Raw genomic sequence first — 24,353 nt, forward strand, 5'->3', positions numbered from 1 at the left:
GGTGCTGCCCGATGCGGGCAATCCCGGGGGGACCCGGCCGCGCCGAAGCCGCCCGGGGGACGGGAATACGAGGGTGCCGGGATACCTCCCGCCGGTCGCGCGAAGCACTCGGACAACCGACCGATCCGTCCCGTCGGGACCCGGCCTCGACTTCGAGCGTGGAGGCGGATCATCACCCTCTGCATCTTTTGATGGCATATGAGTGACATTCGGCACAGCGAACGGCTCACCCGGGATCAGCGGGAACAGGAGGACACCCACGGACCATCGGCCGTCCACCGCGGCGGTCGACGCGTCCGCCGTCCTCGCCAACGCAGGAGAAGAGAACTGATGAACCCCGAGATCGAACACCGGGTACCGGTCCTGGTCGTGGGCGGCTCGCTGGTCGGGCTGTCCACGTCCGTGTTCCTGGGCCGCCTGGGCGTGCCGCACATGCTGGTGGAGCGGCATGCCGACACCTCGCGGCACCCCCGCGGACGCGGCAACAACGTGCGCACGATGGAACTGTTCCGGACCGCGGGGGTCGAGGACCGGGTGCGCGCCGCGTCCGCGGTGCTGGCCGACAACCACGGCATCCTGCAGGCGGACACGATCGCCGGGGACGACCAGGAATGGCTGTTCAAGGAGATCGACCCGGGCGGGGGCCTGGCCCGGTTCAGCCCCGCTTCGTGGTGCCTGTGCAGCCAGAACGACCTGGAGCCGGTGCTGGTCGAGTACGCCCGCGAACTCGGCGGCGTGTTGCGCTTCGGCACCGAACTCGTCTCCTTCGAGCAGGACGAGGACGGGGTCACCGCGGTCGTGGAGACCCGGTCGACCGGCGAGCGGCAGACGGTGCGCGCGGACTACCTGGTCGCCGCGGACGGGCCGCGCAGTCCGGTGCGCGAGCGACTGGGCATCGAGGTGACCGGACCCGGCGACCTCTTCCACAACGTGAGCGTGACCTTCTCCTCCCGTCGGCTGGCCGAGTTCGTCGGCGAACGGCGGTTCATCGTCTGCTATCTGACCAATCGTCAAGGCGAGGGCGCGCTGCTCCCGGTGGACAACCGCGACCACTGGGTCTTCCACCTGCCGTGGCACCCCGAGCGGGGTGAGCCGATCGAGGCGTTCACCGACGAGCGCTGCGTGGAACACATCCGCGCCGCCGCCGGCGTACCCGATCTGGACGTGGAGATCACCGGAAAGGCCCCGTGGCACGCGGCCGAACGGGTGGCCGAGCGCTACCGCGTGGGACGGGTGTTCCTGGCGGGCGACTCCGCGCACGAGATGTCCCCCACCGGCGCGTTCGGCTCCAACACGGGCATCCAGGACGCGCACAACCTGGCCTGGAAGCTCGCGGCCGTGCTGAACGAGCACGCGGGCGCCGACCTGTTGGCCACCTACGAGGCCGAGCGCCGGCCGGTGGCCAGGGCCACGGCCGCCCGCGCGTCCACCCGTTCGGCCGAGCACAGCCACCCGGGATACGCCGCTCCCCCGGTGGCCGGCGGCGGCAAGCAGCCCGGGGTGCTGGGCGTGGTGCTCGGCTACCGCTACGTCTCCGACGCCGTGCTCGGCGCGGATCCCGAAGTCCCGGTGCTGCCCGATCGGTTCCGCCCGCCCTGCGGCGAGCCCGGCACCCGGGCACCGCACGTGTGGCTGCGCCGGGGCGACACCCGGGTGTCCACGCTGGACCTGTACGAGACCTCGCTGGTGCTGCTGGTCGGCGCGGGCGCGGCGGGCGAGGTGTGGCGGCAGGCGGCGCGGCGGGCGCGCGAGCGGCTCGGGGTGCCGGTGGCGATCCACCGGGTGGGCACCGAGGCGGAGTCCGCGATGGTGGACCTGGTCACCGCGCCCGACGTCGACTGGGCGCAACTGCACGGGGTCACCGACGAGGGGGCCGTGCTGATCCGACCGGACGGATTCGTCGCGTGGCGGGTGCCGGCCGTCGAGTTGGACCCGGAGGAGACCATGGTCTCGGTGCTGCGCGCGGTGGCGTGTCGGGCCGAGGCGGACGCCGGGGTGGGCGGCGAACTCGACCGGTAGGCAGCCCGCGACCGGTGGACGACCACTGCCGGCGGGCAGCCGAAACGGCCGGCCTCCGAGAGGAATCCGAGGCCGGCCGCGGTGTGTTCGCGTTGCGCCGCGCCCGCGGTGTCCGCGTTGCGTGACGCGCGGGGTGTTCGGGTAGCGCTACGCACGGGTGTTCGCGTTGCGTCTCGGGCGCGGTGTTCGCGGCGCGCGGCGCGCTGCGTGTTCGTGTTGCGTCTCGCGGGCGATGTGCGCGTCGCGCCGCGCGTGGGGTGTTCGCGTTGCCTCTCGGGCGCGGCCTTCGCGGTGCGCCGCGCGCTGCGTGTTCGTGGTGCGTTTCGCGTGGTGTGGGCCGTGTGGGCGGCGACGGGTGCCTGCCCCCGGGCGGCGCCGGGTCGGCGGTTACGTGGGTGGCAACAGGTGGGCGAACACGACCACGTTGTCCTTGTAGTCCTTGGCCTTCTTGTCGTACACCCCGCCGCAGGTGATCAGCCGTAGTTGGGCATCGGTGGTCTTGCCGTAGACCCGCTCGTCCGGGAAGGCGTCCTTGGGGAAGACCTCGACCGAGTCCACCGCGAACCTCGCCACGCTGCCGTCGAAGCGCTCGATCTCCACGGTGTCGCCGGGTTTGAGACTGCCGAGCCCCCAGAAGACCGCCGGGCCCATCATCGTGTCGACGTGCCCGAGCACGATCGCGTTGCCCCGGGCGCCGGGAGTGACCCCGTCCTGGTACCAGCCGGCCAGGTTGCGGTCCGCGGGGGGCGGCACCTGCAACACGCCGGAGTCGTTCAGGCTCAGTCCGATGAACGGCGCGTCCACCTTGATCTTGGGAATCTTGATCCGCATCGGCTGCGAGCGCTTCATCACCGGCGTCCCCTGCCCGGGGCTCGGACTCGCCGAGGCCACCACCGGCGCGGGCGTGCTCGGTTGTGCGGCGGCGGGCACCGGCTGCGGCGGCGGGCCCGAGTCGGTGCTCAGGTCGTGCTTGATCATCAGGACGCCCAACAGGACGGCCGTCGCGGCGATCAGCATCAGTTTTCCGGCGCTGGTGCGGCGGGGCGCCGGTTGTTGTTCGGACGTGTCCATGGGCGGTGCCGGGTCTCGCAAGACGTTGCCTCTCTCCTGGGCGCTCGTGGGCCGCGGGTCGGGCCGCCGGCGCCGACGACGACAGCCGTGACCACCGCCCCGGTAAGGGCGGTGGCCACGGCGCGTGTTGCCTGGGCGAGGACGGGTCAGGCCTGGGCCGCCGCCGCACCCGAACGACGACGCAGGGCGTAGACGCCCATGCCGACGCCGCCCGCGATCAGGGCCGCACCGGTGCCGAGCGCGGCGCCGTCGTCGAGGAAGGCGCCACCGATGCCGGTGTGCACGCCACCGTGCGGGCTCTTGTGGTCCTTCCAGGACTTCTCGTGCGAGGAGCCCTCGTCACCCTTGCTCTCGTAGCTCTTGCCTTCGTAGCCCTTGTCCGACTTCTCAGTGCTGTGCTCGGAGGCCTTTTCGGGCGTCCACTTCGCCTCGCCGGAATAGGACTTCTCCGAGTCGGAGGCCGCCGGCTCCGGCTTCACCGGCGCCGGGGCGTCGGCGTAGGCGGACGGAGCCGCCAGGGTCAGGGCGGCGAAACCGAGGGCGGTACCGGCGACAAGAGCGCGTGCACGACGCATCGTGATATTCCTTCCGGCGCTTCGCGAACTGCCGACGGGCATCGGCACACGGGGATCGGCGAGGCGCCTTAATCACCATCGAACGACCCCCGTGACCCCGCGACCCGCGTGACTGCATTCGAGGGCTGTCCGTGGGCCTCCCGGGCGGATATCGCGGCCGGCTTCACTCGCCGGGAGCAGTCCGAGGTTTAGCGGAACGTCATAGGATGTCACTTTCAGTAGCTTTTCGGGGGTCGGCGGACCGTGTTCGGAGGGGCGGCAGGCCGTGCCGGGCGGCTAGGCCGGCACCGTGCACTCGAACATGTGCAGCGACGGGTTCACCGCGCGGACGTCCCGACCACGCAGGCCCGCCTGCTCGATCAGGGTCAGCAGGCTGTCCTTGGTGTGCTTGCGGCCGCCGACGTTGAGCAGCAACAACAGGTCCATCGCCGCGGTGAACCGCATCGACGCGGTCTCGTCGACCAGGTTCTCGATGATCACGACCCGGGCGCCGGGGGCGGCCTTCGCGACGACGTTGCGCAGCGTGCGCAGCGTGCTGTCGTCGTCCCATTCCAGAATGTTCTTGATGATGTACAGGTCGGCGCGGACCGGGATGTCGACCCGGCAGTCGCCGCCCACCAGGGTTGCCCTGGCAGCGAGTTCGCCGCCTTCGCGGAGTCGGCGGTCGGCTGCGGCCACCACGCCGGGCAGGTCGAGCAGGGTGCCGCGCAGGGCGGGGTTGCGCTCCAGCAAGGTGGCCAGCACGAGTCCCTGGCCGCCGCCGATGTCGGCGACGCTGTCGATGCCGGTGAGGTCGAGCACCTCGGTGACGTCCTGGGCGGACTGCCGGCTGGACTGGGTCATCGCCCGGTCGAAGGCGGCGGCCGATTCCGGCGCGTCCTCGTGCAGGTAGTCGAAGAAGTGCTTGCCGTGCAGGCCCGGGAAGACGCTCTTGCCGGTACGGACCGCCTCGTCCAGACGCGGCCACACCTCCCACGTCCACGGCTCCGTGGTCCACAGCGCGACGTCGCGCATGCTGCGCGGGGCGTCGGCGCGCAGCAGCCGGGACTCCTCGGTGTGCGCGTACCGCCCGTCCGGCTCCTCGGCGAAGATGCCCTGGCACTCCAGCGCGCGCAGCAGCCGGTGCAGCGCGCCCGGGTGGGCGGACACCGCGGTCGCCAACTCGTCCACGGTGGCCGGGCTCTCGCCCAGCGCGTCCGGCAGGCCCAGGCGCAGCGCGGCGCGCACCGCGCCGGCGGACATCGCGCTGAACGCCAACTCGCGCAGCCGGGTGGCCGCCTGCGGGGAGCGGGTGACGTCGGTTTCGGTCATGCTGATCGCCTCTCAACCGGTGGACCATCCGGGCCGGGCCGGCGGAACTCGACCGCAACGACCCGCGCACCGACGTCCCGGCGGTCCGCGCCGGGGCTGCAACGACTGTGACCCACACTCGCCGACCCGCCGCCGAGGCGCGGCCGGTCCGGGCGAAGACTCGCGCGGGAGTCATCCGGATGGGTGCAGACCCGCGGGGCGGGCGGGCGCGGTGCCGGCGCCGGGCGGGGCCGGGCGGTGCGGAGCCGGATCGCGCGGGGCCGGATCGCGCGGGGCCGGATCGCGCGGGGCCGGATCGCGCGATGGTGGACCGTGCCGTGCGGGTGGTGCGGGGCCGCCGGGATGCTCCGCAGCGGGTCTAAGGCACTTCCTTGAGGGCCAGGAGGAGTTCGCGGGCGGTCAGCGCCGCCTGGAGTTGGAGGGTGACCTCCGGGTCGAGCGGGTTGGCGCCCAGGAGCTCGCGGATCTGGCCGATCCGGTAGCCCACCGAGTTGCGGTGCAGGTGCAGCAGTTCGGCGACCGCGGCGCGGCTGCCGTTGGTGGCCAGCCACGCGCTGAGCGTGGCCACCCACTCCTCGCGCTCCAGGATCGGCCCCAGGTGCTGGTCCACGAACGCCTGGAGCCGGGCCGGCGGCACCCCGAACAACAACTGGGCCAGGCCCAGCGAGGAGAACATCAGTTGCACCTCGCCCGGGCGTCGGCGCAGCAGTCCGAGCACCGTCTCCGCGTCGTGGAACGAGCGCGCGGTCCCACGCGGGTCGCTGACCGTGGGACCGGCGGCGGCCAGGACGGGGACGTCGCCGACCATGCCCTGCAGCCGGATCCGGATCCGGCTGACCTCCCGCTCGATGTTGCCCGAGAGCACCGCGAGGCCCAGCTCGCCCTCCTGACGCACCGGCATCTCCAACCACGACAGCGCGGTGGTCCAGGTGCGCTGGTTGGGTCCGGCGTAGGCGAACACCACGGCGGAGTGCGGGCGATCCAGATGCAGGCCGAAGCGCGCGGCGGTGCGGGTCACGTCGCCGAGGTTGCGCAGCGCGCCGTAGCGCAGTTCGTCGATCAGCCGGCCGGCCGTCTCGGCGGTCGCGGTGGCCACCGCGTCCCGGCGGATCGCCTCGATCGCCACCGCCGTCACCGCCGCCCGCAGCAGCGGTTCGTCGTCGTCGGCGCCGTCCGGCTCGCCCAACAACAGCAGTCCGACCCGGCGTTGCGCCACCCGTACGGCGAGCGCGGAGGCCCGCCAGCCCTCGTCGCAGGTGACCTCGACGACCTTGTCGTCGACGAACACGTGGGCCACGGCGACCGGGGTCATCGACTCGGTGCCGTCGTCGGTCGCGGCGAGCACACCGCCGTGCACGCCCACCAGTCGGGCGGTCCTACCGGTGCGTTGCGCCAGGGCTCGCAGGATCGCGAGCCAGCCGTCGCCGGAGAGCGCGAGCACGTTCAGTTCCCGCTCGAACGCCTGCGCGCGGTCCGGCACGGGGGTCCGGTTTTCCGTGACTTCTACCTTGTCGATCATGGATTTCCGCACCTTATCCGGTCGTTGTTACGCGGAACAGATACTTCGATCGGTCACTTCCCGTTACGTCTTTCCTGGGGCAGGATGCGCGCATGCGAGCCTTCGACCTCGCGGCCGGCGCAAAGGCCGCTGCCCAGGCGGCGGTGCAAGCCGCCGCCCCCGATCTGGTTGCACTCAGTCACCGACTGCACGCCCACCCCGAACTCGGCTTCGCCGAGGAACGCGCGTGCGGCTGGCTGGGCGAGCAACTGACCGAGCACGGCTTCACCGTCACCTCGGGGGTCTGCGAACTGCCGACCGCCTTCGTCGCCGAACGCGGCAGCGGACCGCTGGTGCTGGGGATCTGCGCCGAGTACGACGCGCTGCCGGGCATCGGGCACGCGTGCGGGCACAACGTGATCGCCTCCGCCGCGACCACCGCCGCGCTCGCGCTCGGCGCGCTGGCCGACGACCTGGGCATCACCGTGCGGGTGTTGGGCACTCCCGCCGAGGAGAACGGCGGCGGCAAGGTGCTCATGCTCGAGCGCGGCGCGTTCGCCGGGGTGCACGCGGCGATGATGGTGCACCCCTCGCCGCGCGAGCGCCTGGACCCGACCTGCCTGGCCCGCGCGCAACTGCACGTCGAGTACGACGGTCGGGCCGCGCACGCGTCCGCGTGTCCCGAGGACGGCGTCAACGCCGCCGACGCGCTGACCGTGGCCCAGGTGGCGATCGGGCTGCTGCGCCAGCACATGACGCCGGATCAGCGGGTGCACGGGATCACCACGACCGGCGGGCAGGTGCCGAACGTGATCCCCGAGCACACCGAGGCCGCCTATTACGTGCGGGCCGCGACGCTGGCCGGGTTGACCGATCTGGAGGCTCGGGTGCGCGAGTGCTTCCAGGCGGGTGCGGTGGCCACCCGGTCGCGACTGACCATCTCCTCGACCTCGCCCGCGTACTCCGAGTTCCGGCACGACGGCGACCTGCTGGCCGCCTACGAGCGCAACGCGCTGGCCGCGGGACGCGAGTTCCCGCCGGTGACCGCGGCCGACGACCGGCAGGCGGGCTCCACCGACATGGCGAACGTGTCGCTGGCGATTCCCTCCATCCAGCCGCTGGTCTCGATCGACTCGGGCACCGTCGGGCTGCATCAGGCCGAGTTCGCCGCGTACGCCGTGCGGCCCGCCGCGGATCGGGCACTGCTGGACGGCGGTCTGGCGATGGCCTGGACGGGCGTGGACGCGGCGCTGGACCCGGGCCTGCGCGAGCGGCTGCTCGCGGGCGCGCCGGCCGGGGGCTGACCCGCCGATGGGCTCCGGGGCGATCGCCCCGGAGCCCATCGGTCGCATGCGGCTCGACACCCGTGCTCACGCGTCGGCGACGGTCACCGGCAGGGCCGCGAGGTACGCCTCGGCGTTGCGGCGGGTCTCGGCCACGCTGTCCCCGCCGAACTTCTCCAGGACGGCGTCCGCGAGCACCAGCGCGACCATCGCCTCGGCGACCACGCCGGTGGCGGGCACCGAACACACGTCGCTGCGCTGCGCGATCGCCTTGGCCGGGTCGCCGGTGCGCACGTCGAAGGTGGCCAGCGCCCGGGACAGGGTGGAGATCGGCTTCATCGCGGCGCGTACCCGCAGGAGTTCGCCGGAGGTCATGCCGCCCTCGATGCCGCCCGCGCGTCCGGTCTCGCGGCGCACCCGCGCGGGTCCTGGACGGCCGGGGGCGACCGGGGTGATCTCGTCGTGCGCGACCGAGCCGCGCCGGGTCGCGGTGGTGAAGCCGTCGCCGACCTCGACCCCCTTGATCGCCTGAATGCCCATCAGCGCCGCGGCGAGCCGGGCGTCCAGGCGCCGGTCCCAGTGCACGTGGCTGCCCAGGCCCGGCGGCAGGCCGTACACCACCACCTCGACCACGCCGCCGAGCGTGTCGGCGTCCTTGTGCGCGGCCTCGATCTCGGCGTTCATCGCGGCGGCGGTGTCGGGGTCCACGCAGCGCACCTGGTCGGCGTCGATCGCGTCCCCGCTGCCGGGTTCGGGCACCAGCGCCTCGGGCAGGGCGACCGCACCGATCCGGACCACGTGGCTGAGGATCTCCACGCCCAGCGTCTGGGCCAGGAACGCGCGCGCGACCTCGCCGATGGCCACCCGGGCCGCCGTCTCGCGCGCGCTGGCCCGCTCCAGTACCGGGCGGATGTCGTCGAAGCCGTACTTCTGCATGCCGGCCAGGTCGGCGTGCCCGGGCCTGGGCCGGGTCAGCGCGGCGCCGCGGCCGCGGTCGGGGAGCCGGCCCGGCTCGTCGTAGCGGCGGCCTTCGGCGTCGGTGGGGTCGGGGGCCATCACCTCGGCCCACTTGGCCCATTCGGTGTTGGCCACGCGCAGCGCGACCGGGCCGCCCTGGGTCACCCCGTGCCGGACGCCGCCGTTGAACTCGACCTCGTCGCGTTCGAAGCGCATCCGCGCACCCCGACCGTTGCCCAGGCGGCGCCGGGCCAGCGCCCGGGCCAGATCGGCGGAGGAGATCTCCACCCCGGCGGGCAGCCCCTCCAGGACGGCGGTGAGCGCGGGTCCATGCGATTCACCTGCGGTGAGCCAGCGGAGCATGGGGTCCTTCTTTCAGGGAGACGGATCGGTCGGACGACCAGGGGGCGGGCGGGCAGCGGGGCGCGTTGCGGACGGGGGCGCGTCGTGGGTGGCCGGGTCGAGCGGGGGCGGAGGCTCGCGGGGGACGCGAGGTGGGCGGTTGGGGGTGTGGGCGTTACGGGGGCGGGCGCGTCGTGGGTGGGGGTGCGTCACGGGGGCGAGTCGAGCCGGCGGAGCGGCTCGGGTGCGTGCGGCATAGCGGAAGGCGGACGGAGGGGCGGGCCTGCTCGCGGGGCGACTGGAGGTCGGGCGGCGGGGCGGTGGGGCGTTGTGGGTGGGTGGGCGGGCGGACGGGGCGGGTCTGCGCGCAGGCGGGGGGAAGGTGGGTGGACCGGGTGCCGGCGGATGTGACGGAGGTTGGGTCGGGTGAGTGGAGGGTCGGGTGGGTGGGGTGGGGGTCAGGTGATCAGTAGGGCGATGCCGACTGCCGTGCCGACTACGACCACCAGTGCGCGGAGCACCGGGGGTGGGACCCGGCGGCCGAGGAGGGCGCCGAGCCGGCCGCCGGCCACCGAGCCGAGGGCGAGCAGCAGGACCGGGATCCAGGCCACGTCGGCGGTGAGGGTGAACAGGAGCGCGGCCACCAGGTTGACCAGGGCCTGGAGCAGGTTCTTCAGGCCGTTGAGCAGGTTCAGGTCCTCGTCGAGCACGGTGGCCAGCAGCGCCAGCAGCAACACGCCCTGCGCGGCGCCGAAGTAGCCGCCGTACACGCTGACCGTGAACACCGCGGCGGAGAGCGCCGGGCCTACACCGGTGCCGGTGCCATGCTCCGGGTGCGCGTGCCGCTCGCGACGTGTGCGCAGGCGCCGGGACAGCCACGGCTGAGCGGCCATCAGCAGCGCGGCGAGCAGGACCAGGGCCGGCACCACCGCGCGGAACGCGCCCGGCGGCAGGCCGAGCAGGAGCAGGCCACCGCTCGCCCCGCCGAGCACCGCGGCGATCGACAGCGGGAGCAACCGGGCCGACTGTGCGGCCAGTTCGCGCCGATATCCGAGCGCGCCGCTGATCGAGCCGGGGGTGAGCCCGACCGTGTTGGAGACGTTGGCCACCACCGGCGGGTAGCCGAGCGCGAGTAGGACGGGAAAGGTGAGCAGCGAGCCGGAGCCCACCACGGTGTTGACCGTGCCCGCGCCGAGGCCCGCCACGAGCACGAGCAGGGCCTCGGCGGGGCTCATGCCGAACTGCCGGGCAGCAGCGTGATCTTGCCGAACGCGGCGCCGCTCGCCAGCCGGCGATGCGCCTCGGCGGCGTCCGCGAGCGCGTAGGTGGTGTCCGCGACCGGGAACAGTCCCCGCTCCAGACAGAACCCGATCATGGTCTCGAAGTCCGCCGCGCCGCACGAGCCCGCGCCCAGCAGCGTGACCCCGGTGTGGAAGGCGTGCGGCAGGTCGAACGTCGCCTCGGTGCCGGTGGTGTCCCCGCAGAACACCAACCGGCCGCGCGGGCGCAGCGCGTGCAGCGACGCCTGGAACAGCGCCGGGCCGACATGGTCGAGCACCAGGTCCACGCCGGCCCCGCCGGTGGCCGCCCGGGCCTGGGCGACCAGGTCCGACCCGCGGGTATCGATCAGTACGTCGGCGCCCAGCGCCGCCATCCGGTCCAGTTTGGCGCGCGAGCCGGAGGTGACCACGACGCGGGCGCCCAAGGCGCGGGCCAGTTGCACCGCGGCGATGCTGACCCCGCTGCCCGCGCCGTGCACCATCAGCGTCTCGCCCGCGCGCAGACCGCCGCGCACGACCAGTCCCTGCCAGGCCATGCCGTACGCGGTCGGCAGGCTCGCGGCGGCCTCGTGTTCCCACCGCGCCGGGATCGGGTGGGTGCGGCCGGCGGGCACCACCATCAACTCGGCGTAGCCGCCCGGCCGGTTGCCGCCGACCACCCGCAGCGCCGCGCACCACGCGTCCTCCCCCGCCCGGCACGCGGCGCATCCGCCGCAGTGCAGCGCCGGGTTGACCAACACCCGGTCGCCGACCCGGCGTTCGCGCACCCCTGCGCCGAGGGCGAGCACATCGCCGGAGACGTCCATCCCGGGCACGTGCGGGAGGGTGAAGCCGGGCAGCAGGCCGGGACCGCGGCGTTGCAGCAGGTCGAGCCGGTTCACCGCGGCCGCGCGGACGGCGATCAGCACTTCACCCGGGCCCGGTTCGGGATCGGGCAGTGCCACCGGTTCCAGGATCTCGGGGCCGCCGTGCCCCCGGTGCAGGACGGCCCTCATACGATCCCCCGCACGAACGGGGCGCCCAGCGCGGCCGGTTGGCGGTGGGTCTTGGCCAGGAACATCATCGCGAGCAACGCCAACAGGTACGGCGCGGCGATCAGCAGTTGCGAGTTCAGGTGCACGCCCAGCGCGGGCAGCGCCAGCCGCATCGCGTCGGCGGCACCGAACACGAGGCAGCCGGCCATCGTGCCGCGCAGCGTCCAGCCGCCGAAGATCACCGCGGCGATCACCACGAAGCCGCGACCCGCGGTCATGTTCTGGTTGAACGCGCCCACTTCGCCGACCGCGAGGTAGGCGCCGCCCAGTCCGGCGAGCACGCCGCACAGGAGCACGCTCTGCCGGCGCCGGCGACGCACGTCGATCCCGGTCACGTCGGCCGACTGGGGGTTCTCCCCGGCGGCGCGCAGTTCCAGGCCGAACCGGCTGCGCTGGACCAGCCACCAGACCAGCGGGATCACCCCCGCCAGCAGATAGGCGGGCCAGCGGTGGGCGAACAACACCGGTCCCAGCAGCGGCAGGTCGGACAGGACCGGAATGTTCACCGCGTCCACCTGATGCCCGGTCAGGTCGACCGAGTCGAGCAGGAAGCTGGTCAGGCCGAGCACGAGCGCGTTCAGGGCGAGCCCGACCACGTAGGTGTTGACCGACAGGCGGTGGCTGAACTCGGCATGCACGAAGCCGATGACCAGGCCGGCGACCATGCCGAAGACCAGGCCGAAGGACGCGGATCCGGTCATCGAGGCGCCCCATACGGCGTTGAACGCGCCGCCGAGCATCATCGCCTCGACCGAGATGTTGATCGTGCCGGCCCGTTCGGCGATGTACTCGCCGCACGCCGCGAAGGCCAGTGGCACGGTGAGTCGGACCGAACTGGCGAGGACCATGGCAAGGTCGTCGATCATGTCAACCTCCCGGTCTCAGGCCGCGCCGACGGCGCGCCGGCGGCGCACCTCGGCGTACGCGGCGGGAAAGACCGTGGCCAGCACCAGGAGCGCGGTGACCACGGCGACGATGTAGCGCGGTACGCCGGTCGCGGACAGGAAGCCGCCGCCGGCGCGCAGGGCCCCGAAGAACAGTGCGACGGGCACGGCCAGCATCGGCTTGTCCCGGGCCACCAGCGCGACCAACAGCCCGTCGAAGCCGACGTTGTCGGCGAAGCCGTCCTGCATGCGGTGGCCGCTGCCGGTGAGCATCACGCCGCCGGCCAGACCGGCGAACGCGCCGGAGGCGAGCAGGGCGCCGCCGCCGATCAGCACCGCGCCGACACCGGCCCGGTGCGCGGCCTTGGGATTGAGCCCGAGCATCCGCACCCGGAAGCCGAGCCGGCTGCGCACCAGGACCACCGAGGTGCCCACCGCGAGCACGAGCGCGATGAAGATGCCCGCGCCGATGTTGAAGTTCGGGTACTCGCCGATCCGGGGCAGCCAGACCGACTCCGCCAGCATGTCCGACTGCGACGTGGTGACCTGCCCGGGCACCGCCTTCTCGCGCAGCAGCGACGGTGAGTTGACCGCGTACGAGACGGCCTGGTTCGCCACGAAGATCAGCAGCAGGGTGCTGATCACCACGGCGACGCCGCGCCAGTAGAAGAGCAGGGCCGCGATGGCCGCCCACAGGGCGCCGCCGACGGCCGCGCCGAGCAGGGCCAGGATCAGCACGAGCGCGCCGGGGCCGGGGGTGAACAGGGCGATCGCGGCGCCGACGCTCGCGCCGACCAGGAGTTGGCCCTCCTGGCCGATGTTGAAGATGCCCGCGCGGGCGGCGATCACCGAGCCGATCGCGACCAGGAGCAGCGGTGCGGCCTGGTCGATGCTCTGTCCGATGGCCGCGCCGTCGGCCAGGCTGCCGTCGTACATCGCGCTCGCCGCGTCCCACGGGGACCGGCCGACCAGCGCGATGAGCAGGCCGGCCAGGACGAGCGCGGTGGACAACGACGCCGTGTACAGCAGCGGGGTGCCCAGGTCGGCGATCCGGGGTCGGCGGCGGGGGCCGGCCGGCGGGGCGGCGACGGCCGGGGCGCGTTCGGATGTCAGGGTCGGGGTCATGCCGCCTGGCCTCCCATCAGCAGGCCCAGTCGCTCGGTGTCGACGTCGGCGCGGTCCATCTCGCCGACGACGGCGCCTCGGTGGATGACCGCGACGCGGTGCGAGAGGGTCAGGATCTCGCCCAGTTCGGTGGACAGCAGCAGCACCGCGATGCCGGAGCGGGCCGCGGCGTGCAGCCGTTCGGTCATGTACTCGATCGCGCCGATGTCCAGGCCGCGGGTCGGCTGGGCGGCCACCAACACCTTGGGTTGGGCCGCCAGTTCACGGGCCAGCACCACCTTTTGCTGGTTGCCGCCGGACAGTTGCCGCATCGGGGTGTCCGGCGAGGGGGTGGCGATCTCGAATTCCTCGATCAACTGCCGGGCCCGGGCCGCCATTCGGCGCCGACTCAGCAGTCCTTTGCGGGTGACCGAGGCCAGGTCGGCCAGGACCAGGTTCTCCGCGACGCTCATGTCCAGCACACAACCGGACACGTGTCGGTCCTCGGGCACGATGCCGACCCCGGCGGCGTGCATCGCGCCGGGCCGTCCGGCGGTCACCGGCGCGCCGCACACCTCCACCCGGCCGGCGCTGAGCGGAAGCAGGCTGGAGAGCAGATCGCCCAGCGCCGCCTGGCCGTTGCCCTCGACGCCGGCGATGCCCAGGATCTCGCCGGCGCGCACCTCCAGGGTCAGCCCGCGCAGCAGCGGGCGTCGGTCGGTGGTGCTCGCGTGCGCGTCGCTGATCCGCAGCCGCACCTCGCCGGCCGGCGGCCTGGGCTCCGGGGCGGGTTCGGCGGCCGGTTCGCGGACGTCCAGCAGCGCCCCCCCGCCGGTCGGGGTGCCGGTGCCGGGCTCGATCAGCGCGTCCAGCGCGCCGACCGCCGACGCGGCGGTCCACTTGGACAGCTCACGGCCGACCATCTCCCGGGCCAGCGAGCGCACATCGGTGTCGGCGGTGGCCCGCCGGGCCACCACGCGCCCCTGGCGCATGATGGTGACCCGGTCGGTGGCGTGCACGATCTCGTCCAGCTTGTGGCTGATCAGGATCACCGCCTTGCCCTCGTCGGCGACCACCCGGCGCAGCACGGTGAACAGTTCGCGCGACTCCTCCAGGGTCAGCACCGAGGTCGGCTCGTCCAGGATCAGCACGCCGGGGTCGCGGCGCAGGCACTTGACGATCTCGACGCGCTGACGCTGGCCGGTGGACAGGTCCTCGACGCACGCGTCGGGGTCCACCTCCAGGCCGTAGCGCCCGCCCACGTCCCGCACCAGCGCACGGGCCCGGTCCCGGTCGACCCGGCCCCGGTCGCCGAGCACCACGTTCTCCCACACGCTGAGCCGGTCCACCAGGCTGAAGTGCTGGTGCACCATGGAGATTCCGTGGGCGGCGGCGGCCGAGGGGTCGGTGATCGTGGCGGGTTCGCCGCGCAGCAGGATGCGCCCGGTGTCCGGCACGACCAGGCCGAGCAGGATCTTCATCAGGGTGCTCTTGCCCGCGCCGTTCTCGCCGAGCAGGCCGTGGATCTCGCCGGCCTGCACCCGCAGCGAGACGTCCTCGCACGCGCGCACCGCGCCGAACCGCTTGCCGATGCCCAGCAGTTGCACGACGGGGACGGTGAGTACGGACGGCGCGACCGGGTGCTCGGCGGCGGCCCGGGGTCGTGGGTCCGGGGTGGTCACGGCGGTGTCACTTGCCTGCGGCGACGGCCTCATCGACCTTCACCTTCCCGCTGCCGATGTCCTGGATCAGGGTCTTGAGCTGCTGCTCCTGGTCACCGGTGGGCTTGCAGAGCTTGACCGTGGGCACCGGGTCCTTGCCCAGGTGCCATTCGCGGGCCACGCCCATCCGCAGGGTGCCCTTCTTGAAGTCCTCCAGCGCGCCGGCGAAGTAGGCGCCGGGGCTGAAGATCACCGACACCGCGTACTGCGCGCCGGGCGTCGAGCAGCGGTCGGTGCCGGGGGTGAGCGCCGGGACGCCCTTCTCGTTGGCGAGTTGGGTGACCACGTCGGTGGCGCCGCCGAGGTAGGGGTAGATCACCTTGACGCCCTGGCTGATCTGCGCCTGGGCGGCCTCCTTGGCCTTGCCGGAGTCGTTGAAGTCGCCGGTGTAGGTCTGCACCATCTCGGCGTCCGGGACGACCTTCCTGATGCCCGCCTCGAAGGCCTTGGCCACGTCCCGGGCGAACTGGAGGTCGGGGCCGGTGATGTAGCCGGCCTTCTTGCCGCCGTTCTCCTTGAGGATCAGGCCGGCCGCGTAACCGGCCACGTACAGCGACTCGTTGATGTAGTCGAGGGACTGGGTGAACTCGGGGGTCTGGGTCACGCCCTGGCCGCCGCTGATGTACCAGGCGATGCCCTTGCACTGCGGTTCCTTGGCCGCGCTGAGCGCGTCCTTGAGCTCGCTGGCGCCGATCGCGATCATGTCGACCTTCTGCCGACACAGGTTGCGGGCCTGCTGGACCGCGTTGGCCGGGTTGATCTTGTCGACCACGACGAGCTTCCACCCGTTGGCGTCGGCGTAGCCGTTCGCCTCGTCGACGAAGCTCTGGTAGTAGCCCTTGTCCTTGGTGTCGCCGGGGCTCATCACCCCGATGACGACCTTCTTGTCCTTGTTGACGTCGGGTTCGTTGGCGGGGAGGGTGCCGGCGCCGGGCGCACCGGCCGAGGCGGGCGCCGCGGCGGACGTGGAGGAGGAAGAGGAGCCACCGCCACAGGCGGTGACGAGCAGTCCCGGTATGATGACCGAGGCGGCGATGACTCGAACCATGTTCTTCATCGGAAGGTCTCCAGACGAATCAGGGCGCGTTGGTTCGACACGGACCGACGGGTGCGCGGCGACCCGGGCGGGCACGGTGGGCGTGCCGGGCTCGGGGGTACGGTGCCGCGGGCCGGGGATGAGGGTTGTCGGTCCGGCGGAGGGACCCGTTCCGGTTGCGCGGGGGATTCCGGCCCGGAAGCGGGTGGGGGTCGGTGCGCGGCGCCTGCGGCGACCGCTACCGTCCGACAGTGGTGTGGTGGTGCGGAGTTGCCTGTTCGCGAGCCCGCGAGTGTGCGGTGCCGCGAAGGGTGCCGTGGGTCAGCCGTTGCGGTATTCGTCGCGCGGCGGGGTGAAGATGTCCAGGATCCAGGTCTCGCCGTGCTCGGGGTCGCCGATGAACAGGCTGTCCCCGTGGTCGCAGCCCTTGGGCGCCCAGTAGACGTCGCCCGGGCCGAGCACCCGCCGCTCGTCCGAGTCGATCCTGAAGTCCAGCCTGCCCTTGAGCACCATGCCGTACTGCTCGTGCTCGGGATGGTCGTCGTAGGGGGTGGGACCGCAGCCCTCGCGGATCCGCCACAGGGTCAGCATCATCTCGTCGCCGGTGTAGACCCGGCGCCGAAATCCCGGCTTGACCTCGACGAACTCGCTGTCGTCGAAGGCCCAGACGCGTTGTACCTCGCTCATGTCACGACCGTCCTCTCCGGTTGATGCGCGCGATTGCTTCCTCGGGCGGGTCGGCCCCCGTGCCGACCGCGCCAGGGCGTGTCCTAGAACATCCGGGCGGTCATCTGCCGCTCGACCTCGCCGAGGTGGTCGGCGGCGGCGCGTGCGGCGGCGTCGGGGGCGCGGGCCGCGACCGCCTCGGCGATGCCGCGATGCGAGCGGCAGGACTCGGCGATCACCTGGCGCACCGCCTCGGCGTTGCCCTCGGCGTCGAGGAGCGAGGCGAAGTCGCCGGACGCGAATACCGCGTCGAGCACCTTCGCGTACAGCTCGCGCAGTGTGGTGTTGCCACACGCGCGGGCCAGCGCCGCGTGGAAGCGGCGGTCCTGGCGGCGGAAGGCCTCCAGGGTCATCTGTGCGTCGAAGCCGGCCGCGAGTTCGCTGATCTCGGCCCGTTCGTCGGGTGCGGCACGGATGGCGGCGAGGCGGGCGATGGCCACCTCGGTCACCTGCCGAACCTCGAACAGTTCGGACACGCGCAGCTTGCGGCCGTCGTCCTCGTCGAAGGACACCCCGGGCAGTCGCTCGGCGACGTAGAACCGGTTGCCCCGCTTGACCAGGCAACCCAGCGAGACGAGTCCTTGGATCGCCTCGCGGACCGAGGTTCGGGCCACCCCGAACTGCTCGCACAGGGTGCGTTCCGGGGGCAGTTGGGCGCCGGGGCGCAGGTCGCCCTCGCGTACGCTCGCCAGGAGCGCGTCCCGGACCTCCTCGGAGATCGTGCGGCGCGCGACCTTGGCGAACGGGATCCGGTCCCCCGGTGCCCGCAAGGGCACTACGCGCCCGCCAGGGCCGCGAAGCGCTCGCGCTCGGCGTCCAGGTCCAGCGGCCGGATGATCGCCTCGTGCTCCTCGTCGCCCCAATACGCGGGCGGGACCAGCCACATGACCTCGAACTCGAGGCCGTCGGGGTCCTTGGCGTACAGGCTCTTGTTCGCGCCGTGGTCGCTCGCGCCGATCAACGCGCCCGCCGCCACCAGGCGTTCGCGGGCCTCGGCCAGCGCGTCGAGCGTGGGCACCTCCCACGCGACGTGGTACATCCCCACGGTGCGCCGGCCCGCCTGCGAGTCGCCCGCCTCGGCACCGATCGTGAAGAACGCGATGTCGTGGTGGTTCTCGGAGGCGGGGGCCCGCATGAAGACGTAACTGCCGGGCGGGCCGTCGATGACGGTGATGAAGTCCAGCACCTCGTTGTAGAACCGGGCGGTCCGGTGTGCGTCGCGCACGTACAGCACCGCGTGGTTCATCCCGGTAACGGCCACGATCGGGCCTCCTCAGGGTGTGGGTCAGGCTGTTGGTCTGACAATCAGAAGGTATGAAGCTCGGTCAGGTGTGGTCATTGGTCTCCCAGCACAACCCCACGCTTCACCCGCTGTGCACCTGGACGTTCACCGCCTTGGTGCGGGTGTACGCGTCCACGCCGGTCCGGGCGAACCCGCTGGCCCGGCGCGGCTCGCCGCGTCCGCCGTTCATGTCCGGCGCGAAATGGCAGTTCACGTTGACCTCGCCGCAGTCCAGCGCGTCCGAGAAGCGGAACGCGCGCTCGATGTCGCGGGTGAACACCGTGCCGTTGAGGCCGTACCGGGTGCCGTTGGCCAGCGCGATCGCCTCGGCCTCGTCGCGGAACGGCATCGCGGCCAGCACCGGCCCGAACACCTCCTGCTGCTCCACCTCGCAGCCACGGCGCACCCGGCCCAGCACGGTCGGCGCGACATAGGTCGGCAGGAGGCCGTCCGGCAGGGCGGGTTTGCCCACCACCGAGGCGTCGCCGGCGTCCAGTGCCCTGCTCACGAAGCCGCGGACCCGGTCCGCGTGGCGCTCGTTGATCAGGGGCCCGATGAAGGTGTCCGGATGCAGCGCGTCGCCCACCGGCAGCGTGGCCGCCGCCGCCGCGACCGCCTCCACCACCTGGTCGTAGACCGATTCCTCGACCAGCAGCCGGCTGCCCGCGACGCACACCTCGCCCATGTTCACGAACGCGGCCATCATCGCCCAGCCCACCGCCTGGTCCAGGTCGGCGTCGGCGAATACCACCACCGGCGACTTGCCACCCAGCTCCAGATGCACGGGGGTGAGGTTGCGCGCGGCGGCGGCCAGCACGTGTCGGCCGGTCTCGGTGCCGCCGGTCAGGCTGATCAGATCGATCCGCCGGTCGGTGATCAACCGCTCGCCGACCGTCGAGCCCGGGCCCAGCACGATGTTCAACACCCCCGCCGGCAGCCCGGCGGCGGTCAGGATCCGGCCCAGCTCGACCAGCGTCACCACCGCGTCCACCGGCGGCTTGGCCACGATCGAGCAGCCGGCCGCGAGCGCCGAGGCGATCCGCTGGCTGCCCGTCATCAGCGGCCCGTTCCACGGCAACAACTCGGCCACCACACCGGCCGGCTCGCGCAGCCGCAACGTCAACAGGTCCGGGCCGCCGCCGGGCAGCAGGTCCGGCGGGAAGGACGAGCGGCGCACGTCACCGTGCGTGGTGCGACAGATGGCCGCCGCGTACGAGAACGCGTTGGCCGCCTCGTACACGTCGTTGGTCAGCGCCCCGGAGACCGCCTTCCCGGTGTCCATCGCCTCCAGCGCGGCCAGCCGGGGCGCGTCCGCGCGGATCGCCGCGGCCGCCGCCTCCAACACCTCGGCCTTGCGCGGGCCCGGCATGCGCTGCCACACCTTCGCGTCGAAACTGGCCCGCGCGGCGGAGATCGCGCCCTCGACCTCGGCGTCGCTCGCCGCCAGATAGGAGGCGACCCGCCCGCCGGTCGAGGGGTCGAACACCGGCCGCGCCGCGCCGTCGAACGACTCGCGCCCGTCGATCAACTGCGGATACGGGTCCGGGCGCAGCCAGTCGGCGCGGATGCGCGGCTCGCTGGTGGTGGTGTCGGACATGCGGCAACTCCCTGGACGCGGCGGACGAACCTTCGAGCCGTACGCCGTGCCGGGCGCCGCAACCTGGTAAGCCTCGCCCGACACGGCACCGGTGCCGCGCCGGCGAGGGTCGCCCGGCGCCGGGCGCGGCACCAGGCCAGGTTTGCCCTCGTCGCCCTGTGCTCGCATTGTGTCCCCGGCATGTACTGGGCCCACTTGATTGTGCTCCCGGCCACGATGCCTGCGGACGGCGCCGGGCCTAGTGTCCCCAGACATGGTGAGTTCGCAGGTGAGAGCAACGTGAACGGCGCCGGGCCGACGCGGCCCGACCTGTTGGTCGTGCGCGGTGACGTGGTCACCATGAACGCGCGCCGCGAGGTGTTGCTCGGCGGCACGGTCGCCGTCGCGGGCGAGCGCGTCCTGGCCGTCGGCGCCACCGGCGAGCTGCGGGCGCGCTGGCCGGGCACCCCCGAGCTGGACGCGAGCGACTGCGTGGTCACGCCCGGCCTGGTCAACGCGCACCTGCACCAGACCGGCGACCCGCTGGCGCGCGCCCGGATCCCGGACGACCTGCCGCCGGGGGCCTCCGTCGACACCTGGGCGGTGCCGCTGCACGCGGCGCACCGACCCGCCGACGACACGCTGTCCGCGCTGCTGGCCGGCGTGGAGAGCGTGCGCAACGGCGTCACCACGATCATCGAGGCGGGCACCGTGGCCCACCCGCACCGGGTGGCCGCCGCGATGACCGAGGTCGGTGTGCGTGGCGGGATCGGCGCGTGGGGCTGGGACGTGCCCGGCGCACCGTTCGCCGCGCCCGCCGCCGAGGTGCTGGACCGGCTCGCCGCACTGGTCGACGCCTACCCCGCGGGCGGCCCGGTCGAGGCCTGGGTCACCCTGGTCGGGCACGGCCTGGCCTCGGACGAACTGCTGGCCGGCGCGGCCGACCTGGCCCGCGGCACCGGCGCGCGGATGACGATGCACCTGTCGCCCTCCGGCGCCGACCCCGACGACTACCTGCGGCGCACCGGACGCCGGCCGGTACTGCACCTGGCCGACCTGGGGGTGCTGGGTCCGCACCTGCTGCTCGCGCACGCGGTGTGGCTCGACGACGCCGAGGTCGACGCGCTGTTGGCGGGCCGTACCGCGGTCGCCTACTGCCCGTGGGCGTACCTGCGGCTGGGCCAGGGCGTCACCCGGGCCGGGCGGCACGCCGAGTTGCTGCGCCGGGGCGGCCGGCTCGCGCTGGGCACCGACGCGGGCAACGCCGCCGACTCGGCCGACCTGCTGCGCACCGCGGCGCTCGCGGTCGGCCTGGCCAAGGACATGGCGATCGACCCCACCGGCCCCGGCGCCGCCGAGGCACTGGAATTGGCCACCATCGGCGGCGCCGAGGCGGTCGGCATGGCCGATCGGGTCGGCTCGCTCGAACCCGGCAAGTACGCCGACCTGGTCGTGCACGACGCCACCGGTCCCCAGTGGACCCCGCGCGGCGACATCGCCCAGCAGTTGGTGTGGTCCGGCGACGGCCGCTCGGTCCGCGACGTGCTGATCGGCGGACGGGCCGTGGTCCGCGACCACGTGTGCGTCACCGTCGACGAACGCGCGCTGCGCATCGAGGCGGCGCGCGCGTCCCGGGAGTTGCTCGCCCGGGCGGGCGTACCGCTGCGGTCGCGGTGGCCGACGCTGCCCGCGTACTGAGTGCGGGCGCCGCCGCGTACCGGGTGCCGAAGCCGCCGGCGACCCCGGTTCCGACGCCGCCCGCGCACCGAATTCGCGCACCGCTTTCCGCACCCACCGTTGATCGCCCCGAATCCCCCACCGAGGAGCCCCACATGCGAGTTGCCGTAGTCACCGCCCCCGAGCAGGTCGATCTGCGCGAGGAGCCGGTCCCCGAGGTCGGGCCCGAGGACGTGCTCGTGCGGGTCGGACGCACCGGCCTGTGCACCATGGAGCGCCGGCTCTACCTGGGCACCAAGCCGATCTACCCGGTCGCCCCCGGCCACGAGGTCGCCGGCGAGGTGGTCGCGGTCGGTGACGCCGTCGCCGGGCTGCCCGGGGTCGCGGCCGTCGGCGACACGGTCACCGTGGACCTGCTCACCCGGTGCGGCACCTGCACGTCGTGTCGGCGCGGGCGCAGCGCGCTGTGCAAACGACCGCAGGGCGGCGCGCTGGCCGACGGCACCATATCGATGGGTGCCGGCTTCGCCGAGTTCGTCAAGGTCAAGGCGCTGCAGGCGTTCCGCACCGGCGACGCGCCGATCGCGCACGCCGCGATGGGCGAACCGCTGGCGTGCGTCGCGCACTCGGCCCGATTGGGCGGACTGCGCGCGGGCGACCGGGTGGCGGTGGTCGGCGCCGGCTACATGGGGCGCCTGCACCTGGCCCTGGCCCGGTTCAAGGGCGCCGCGTCGGTCGGGCTGATCGACATCAGCCGAGAGCGCCTCACCCAGGCCCGCGAGGCCGGCGCCGATTGGACGAGCACCCCGGAGGAGGCCGTCGCCACCGGCGGGAAGCAGGACGTCGTCTTCGTCACCGCCGGCGCCCCGGGCGCGCTGGAGACCGCGCTGTCCCTGTGCGACGACGGCGGCACCGTGGTGCTGTTCGGCGCCTTCCCGAAGGACGTCCTGGCCGGGGTCGGCCCGGACCACGTGCACCACCACGAACTGAGCATCGTCGGCGTGTACAGCCAGGAGCCGCAGGACTGGACCGAGGCCGCCGCGATCATCGCCTCGGGCCGGCTCGCCGCCGAACTGGACGCGCTGGTCACCGCGACGTACGCGCTCACCGACGTCGACGCGGCGTTCCGACTGGCCGCCGAGTCGCCGGTCTATCGCGTCCTCGTGGGCGGCTGAGCGTGGCCGGCAACCCCGGGGTCGTCGTCGGCGTCGACGTCGGGAGCAATTCGGTACGCGCCCTCGCGCTCGACCCGGACGGCGTCGTCCTGGGCGCGGCCACCGCCGGCTACCCCGGCGCGGCGACCTGGCGGCCCGGACACGCCGATCCGTACGCGTGGTTCGCGGCCGCCGCGCAGGCGCTGGCGAAATTGCGCGCGCTCGTGCCCGGCGCGGCCCGTCCCGCCGCGCTGTGCCTGGGCGGGCAGAGTCCGACCACCGTTCCCGACGGCGTGCCGCACACCGGTTCCGATGCCGCGCTGACCTGCCGGCACCCGGCGGGCGCGACCGGCTCACCGGTCGAACAACACCACGCGCAGCACGCCGCGTTGCGCGCCGCGCACGGACCCGACGTGCGGGCCTGGCAGCTCTACGACTGGCTGGCCGCGCGGTTCGGCGCGGGGCGGGCGCAGGCCCGCTGGCCCGGCGATCCGCCGCTGACCGACTACGGGCCGATCGCGGCGACCGGATCGGTGGTGGGCGCGGTCGGCACCGGGCACGACGTCGCGGCGGGCACCCCGCTGGTGGCCGGCGCGCAGGACGCGTACCTGGCGTTCTGGGCGGGCGGCCTGGATCGGCCCGGCCGGGCGATGGACCCCGGCGGGCGCACCGGCGGCCTGGCCGTCGCGGTGGCCGCCGGCTCACCCGCCGCGGACGCCTACGCGCTGCCCTCGGCGGTGCCCGGCGTCGACATCGTCGGCGGCCCGGTCGCCGCGCACGGCCTGATCCTGGAGTGGCTGCGCGACCTGACCGGGCGCGACGTGCGCGACCTGCTCACGCTGGCCGCCGCGGTACCGCCCGGCGCGCGCGGCGTGCTGGTACTGCCCTATCTGGAGGGCGAACGCGCGCCCCGATGGAACCGCGAGCTGCGCGGCGAGGTCTTCGGGCTGAGCGCGGGCACGGGTCCCGGCGAGCTGGCCCGCGCCGTGCTGGAGGGCACCGCGTACGGCCTGGCGCACATCGCGATGGGACTCGACGCGCGGGGCGCCCGCCTGGACACGCTGGTCTGCGCCGGTTCGCCCGCGCGCAGTCCGCTGTGGTGCTCGATCAAGGCCGCCGTGCTGGGTGTGCCGGTCGAGGTGCCCGCGGAGACCGACCTCGCCGCCTACGGCGCGGCGCTCGCGGCCGGCGCCGGGGCGCACTGGTGGCCCGCGCCCGGTGCCGGGTCTGCGGGCGACTGGCCGCGCCCGGCGATGACCGTGCTCGACCCCGAGCCACACCCCGAGTACGCGGCCGGCCTGCGCCGCTTCCTAGAACTGGGCGACGCGGCACAGGCGCGCCTGGCCGCGTCACCCGCATCGTCCGACGCCCCCGTTCCGACCCCCTCCGAGGAGCCGACGTGCCCAATCCGGTGATCTTCATGGACCTGCCCACCCCCGACGTGGAGGCCACTTCCGCGTTCTACGCGGCGCTGTTCGGCTGGGACTTCAAGCGGCGACCCGCCGGCGAGTTCAGCGAGGTGCTCCCGGGGGTCAAGCCCAACCTCGGGATCCGCCGCGAGTCGCGCCCGGCCGCGGGGCCGGTGCCGCGCATCTACGTGATGGTCGACGAGCCGCCCGTCTACCTCGACAAGGCGGTCGCGGCCGGCGCGAGCGTGTTGTGGGAGGAGAAGCCGTGGGCCGAGTTCGAGGCCCGGTACGCGGCGTTCCGCGACCCATGGGGCAACGAGGTCGTGCTGTGGCGCGACAAGGGCACCTACTTCACCCACGGGCACGCCCACCAGGTCTGAGCCCGCGTCGGATCCCCAGTCCGATGCCGCGTCA

21 protein-coding genes are annotated in these 24,353 nt (G+C 73.5%); 6 read left to right on the top strand and 15 right to left on the bottom strand.

What is annotated here, in order from left to right:
- Positions 1 to 330 precede the first annotated feature (330 nt).
- Positions 331 to 2,019: an FAD-dependent oxidoreductase gene (locus ACWCPW_RS22600; RefSeq protein ID WP_449763403.1), complete on the top strand. Its 1,689-nt coding sequence runs from the start codon at positions 331 to 333 to the stop codon at positions 2,017 to 2,019.
- Positions 2,020 to 2,406: 387 nt separating this feature from the next.
- On the opposite strand, the gene ACWCPW_RS22605 is transcribed toward ACWCPW_RS22600, so the two are convergent.
- The 4 genes from ACWCPW_RS22605 to ACWCPW_RS22620 all read right to left on the bottom strand — a co-directional run bounded on the left by ACWCPW_RS22605 (position 2,407) and on the right by ACWCPW_RS22620 (position 6,495).
- Positions 2,407 to 3,090: a class F sortase gene (locus ACWCPW_RS22605; protein WP_449763404.1), complete on the bottom strand. Its 684-nt coding sequence runs from the start codon at positions 3,088 to 3,090 to the stop codon at positions 2,407 to 2,409.
- Between the two features lie 146 nt (positions 3,091 to 3,236).
- Positions 3,237 to 3,665, bottom strand: a complete 429-nt coding sequence (locus ACWCPW_RS22610) for a hypothetical protein (protein WP_449763405.1) — start codon at positions 3,663 to 3,665, stop codon at positions 3,237 to 3,239.
- Positions 3,666 to 3,941: 276 nt separating this feature from the next.
- Positions 3,942 to 4,976, bottom strand: a complete 1,035-nt coding sequence (locus ACWCPW_RS22615; protein WP_449763406.1) for a methyltransferase — start codon at positions 4,974 to 4,976, stop codon at positions 3,942 to 3,944.
- 358 nt (positions 4,977 to 5,334) lie between these two features.
- Positions 5,335 to 6,495: a PucR family transcriptional regulator gene (locus tag ACWCPW_RS22620; RefSeq protein WP_449763407.1), complete on the bottom strand. Its 1,161-nt coding sequence runs from the start codon at positions 6,493 to 6,495 to the stop codon at positions 5,335 to 5,337.
- 92 nt (positions 6,496 to 6,587) lie between these two features.
- On the opposite strand from ACWCPW_RS22620, the gene ACWCPW_RS22625 reads away from it, so the two are divergent.
- On the top strand, positions 6,588 to 7,778 hold the full coding sequence (locus tag ACWCPW_RS22625; protein WP_449763408.1) for a M20 family metallopeptidase: 1,191 nt from the start codon (positions 6,588 to 6,590) through the stop codon (positions 7,776 to 7,778).
- A gap of 66 nt (positions 7,779 to 7,844) precedes the next feature.
- Here the strand turns inward: ACWCPW_RS22625 and aroC are convergent, their stop codons facing one another.
- The 11 genes from aroC to ACWCPW_RS22680 form a co-directional block, all read right to left on the bottom strand.
- Complete coding sequence (gene aroC / locus ACWCPW_RS22630) at positions 7,845 to 9,077, bottom strand: chorismate synthase (RefSeq protein WP_449763409.1); 1,233 nt, start codon at positions 9,075 to 9,077, stop codon at positions 7,845 to 7,847.
- 437 nt (positions 9,078 to 9,514) lie between these two features.
- Complete coding sequence (locus ACWCPW_RS22635; protein WP_449763410.1) at positions 9,515 to 10,291, bottom strand: sulfite exporter TauE/SafE family protein; 777 nt, start codon at positions 10,289 to 10,291, stop codon at positions 9,515 to 9,517.
- Positions 10,288 to 11,331, bottom strand: a complete 1,044-nt coding sequence (locus ACWCPW_RS22640; RefSeq protein ID WP_449763411.1) for a zinc-binding dehydrogenase — start codon at positions 11,329 to 11,331, stop codon at positions 10,288 to 10,290. The genes ACWCPW_RS22635 and ACWCPW_RS22640 overlap by 4 nt, the downstream gene beginning before the upstream one ends.
- Complete coding sequence (locus tag ACWCPW_RS22645) at positions 11,328 to 12,236, bottom strand: ABC transporter permease (RefSeq protein WP_449763412.1); 909 nt, start codon at positions 12,234 to 12,236, stop codon at positions 11,328 to 11,330. Before ACWCPW_RS22645 ends, ACWCPW_RS22640 begins: the two co-directional genes overlap by 4 nt.
- A gap of 15 nt (positions 12,237 to 12,251) precedes the next feature.
- Positions 12,252 to 13,379, bottom strand: a complete 1,128-nt coding sequence (locus tag ACWCPW_RS22650) for an ABC transporter permease (RefSeq protein WP_449763413.1) — start codon at positions 13,377 to 13,379, stop codon at positions 12,252 to 12,254.
- Positions 13,376 to 15,073 (bottom strand): ABC transporter ATP-binding protein, encoded by a 1,698-nt coding sequence (locus tag ACWCPW_RS22655; RefSeq protein WP_449763414.1) that lies wholly within the window; start codon positions 15,071 to 15,073, stop codon positions 13,376 to 13,378. Before ACWCPW_RS22655 ends, ACWCPW_RS22650 begins: the two co-directional genes overlap by 4 nt.
- A complete protein-coding gene (locus ACWCPW_RS22660) occupies positions 15,048 to 16,136 on the bottom strand; it encodes a BMP family ABC transporter substrate-binding protein (RefSeq protein WP_449763415.1) in 1,089 nt (362 codons plus the stop codon). The genes ACWCPW_RS22655 and ACWCPW_RS22660 overlap by 26 nt, the downstream gene beginning before the upstream one ends.
- A 300-nt stretch (positions 16,137 to 16,436) precedes the next feature.
- Positions 16,437 to 16,802: a cupin domain-containing protein gene (locus ACWCPW_RS22665; protein ID WP_449763416.1), complete on the bottom strand. Its 366-nt coding sequence runs from the start codon at positions 16,800 to 16,802 to the stop codon at positions 16,437 to 16,439.
- A gap of 83 nt (positions 16,803 to 16,885) precedes the next feature.
- Positions 16,886 to 17,611, bottom strand: coding sequence for a FadR/GntR family transcriptional regulator (locus ACWCPW_RS22670; protein ID WP_331771509.1), 726 nt, complete (start codon positions 17,609 to 17,611; stop codon positions 16,886 to 16,888).
- A gap of 5 nt (positions 17,612 to 17,616) precedes the next feature.
- Positions 17,617 to 18,102 carry a VOC family protein gene (locus tag ACWCPW_RS22675; protein ID WP_395871391.1) on the bottom strand — a complete coding sequence of 162 codons (486 nt, stop codon included), beginning with the start codon at positions 18,100 to 18,102 and terminating at the stop codon, positions 17,617 to 17,619.
- A gap of 103 nt (positions 18,103 to 18,205) precedes the next feature.
- Positions 18,206 to 19,720, bottom strand: coding sequence for an aldehyde dehydrogenase family protein (locus ACWCPW_RS22680; RefSeq protein WP_449763417.1), 1,515 nt, complete (start codon positions 19,718 to 19,720; stop codon positions 18,206 to 18,208).
- Between the two features lie 279 nt (positions 19,721 to 19,999).
- Between ACWCPW_RS22680 and ACWCPW_RS22685 the strand changes: the two genes are divergently transcribed.
- The 4 genes from ACWCPW_RS22685 to ACWCPW_RS22700 all read left to right on the top strand — a co-directional run bounded on the left by ACWCPW_RS22685 (position 20,000) and on the right by ACWCPW_RS22700 (position 24,319).
- Positions 20,000 to 21,397 (top strand): amidohydrolase family protein, encoded by a 1,398-nt coding sequence (locus ACWCPW_RS22685; protein ID WP_449763418.1) that lies wholly within the window; start codon positions 20,000 to 20,002, stop codon positions 21,395 to 21,397.
- Between the two features lie 134 nt (positions 21,398 to 21,531).
- Positions 21,532 to 22,551, top strand: coding sequence for a zinc-dependent alcohol dehydrogenase (locus ACWCPW_RS22690; protein ID WP_449763419.1), 1,020 nt, complete (start codon positions 21,532 to 21,534; stop codon positions 22,549 to 22,551).
- A gap of 2 nt (positions 22,552 to 22,553) precedes the next feature.
- On the top strand, positions 22,554 to 23,945 hold the full coding sequence (locus ACWCPW_RS22695; protein WP_449763420.1) for an FGGY-family carbohydrate kinase: 1,392 nt from the start codon (positions 22,554 to 22,556) through the stop codon (positions 23,943 to 23,945).
- Positions 23,930 to 24,319 carry a VOC family protein gene (locus tag ACWCPW_RS22700; RefSeq protein ID WP_449763421.1) on the top strand — a complete coding sequence of 130 codons (390 nt, stop codon included), beginning with the start codon at positions 23,930 to 23,932 and terminating at the stop codon, positions 24,317 to 24,319. Before ACWCPW_RS22695 ends, ACWCPW_RS22700 begins: the two co-directional genes overlap by 16 nt.
- The last annotated feature ends 34 nt before the right edge of the window (positions 24,320 to 24,353 follow it).

This window comes from Embleya sp. NPDC001921, from assembly GCF_053594475.1.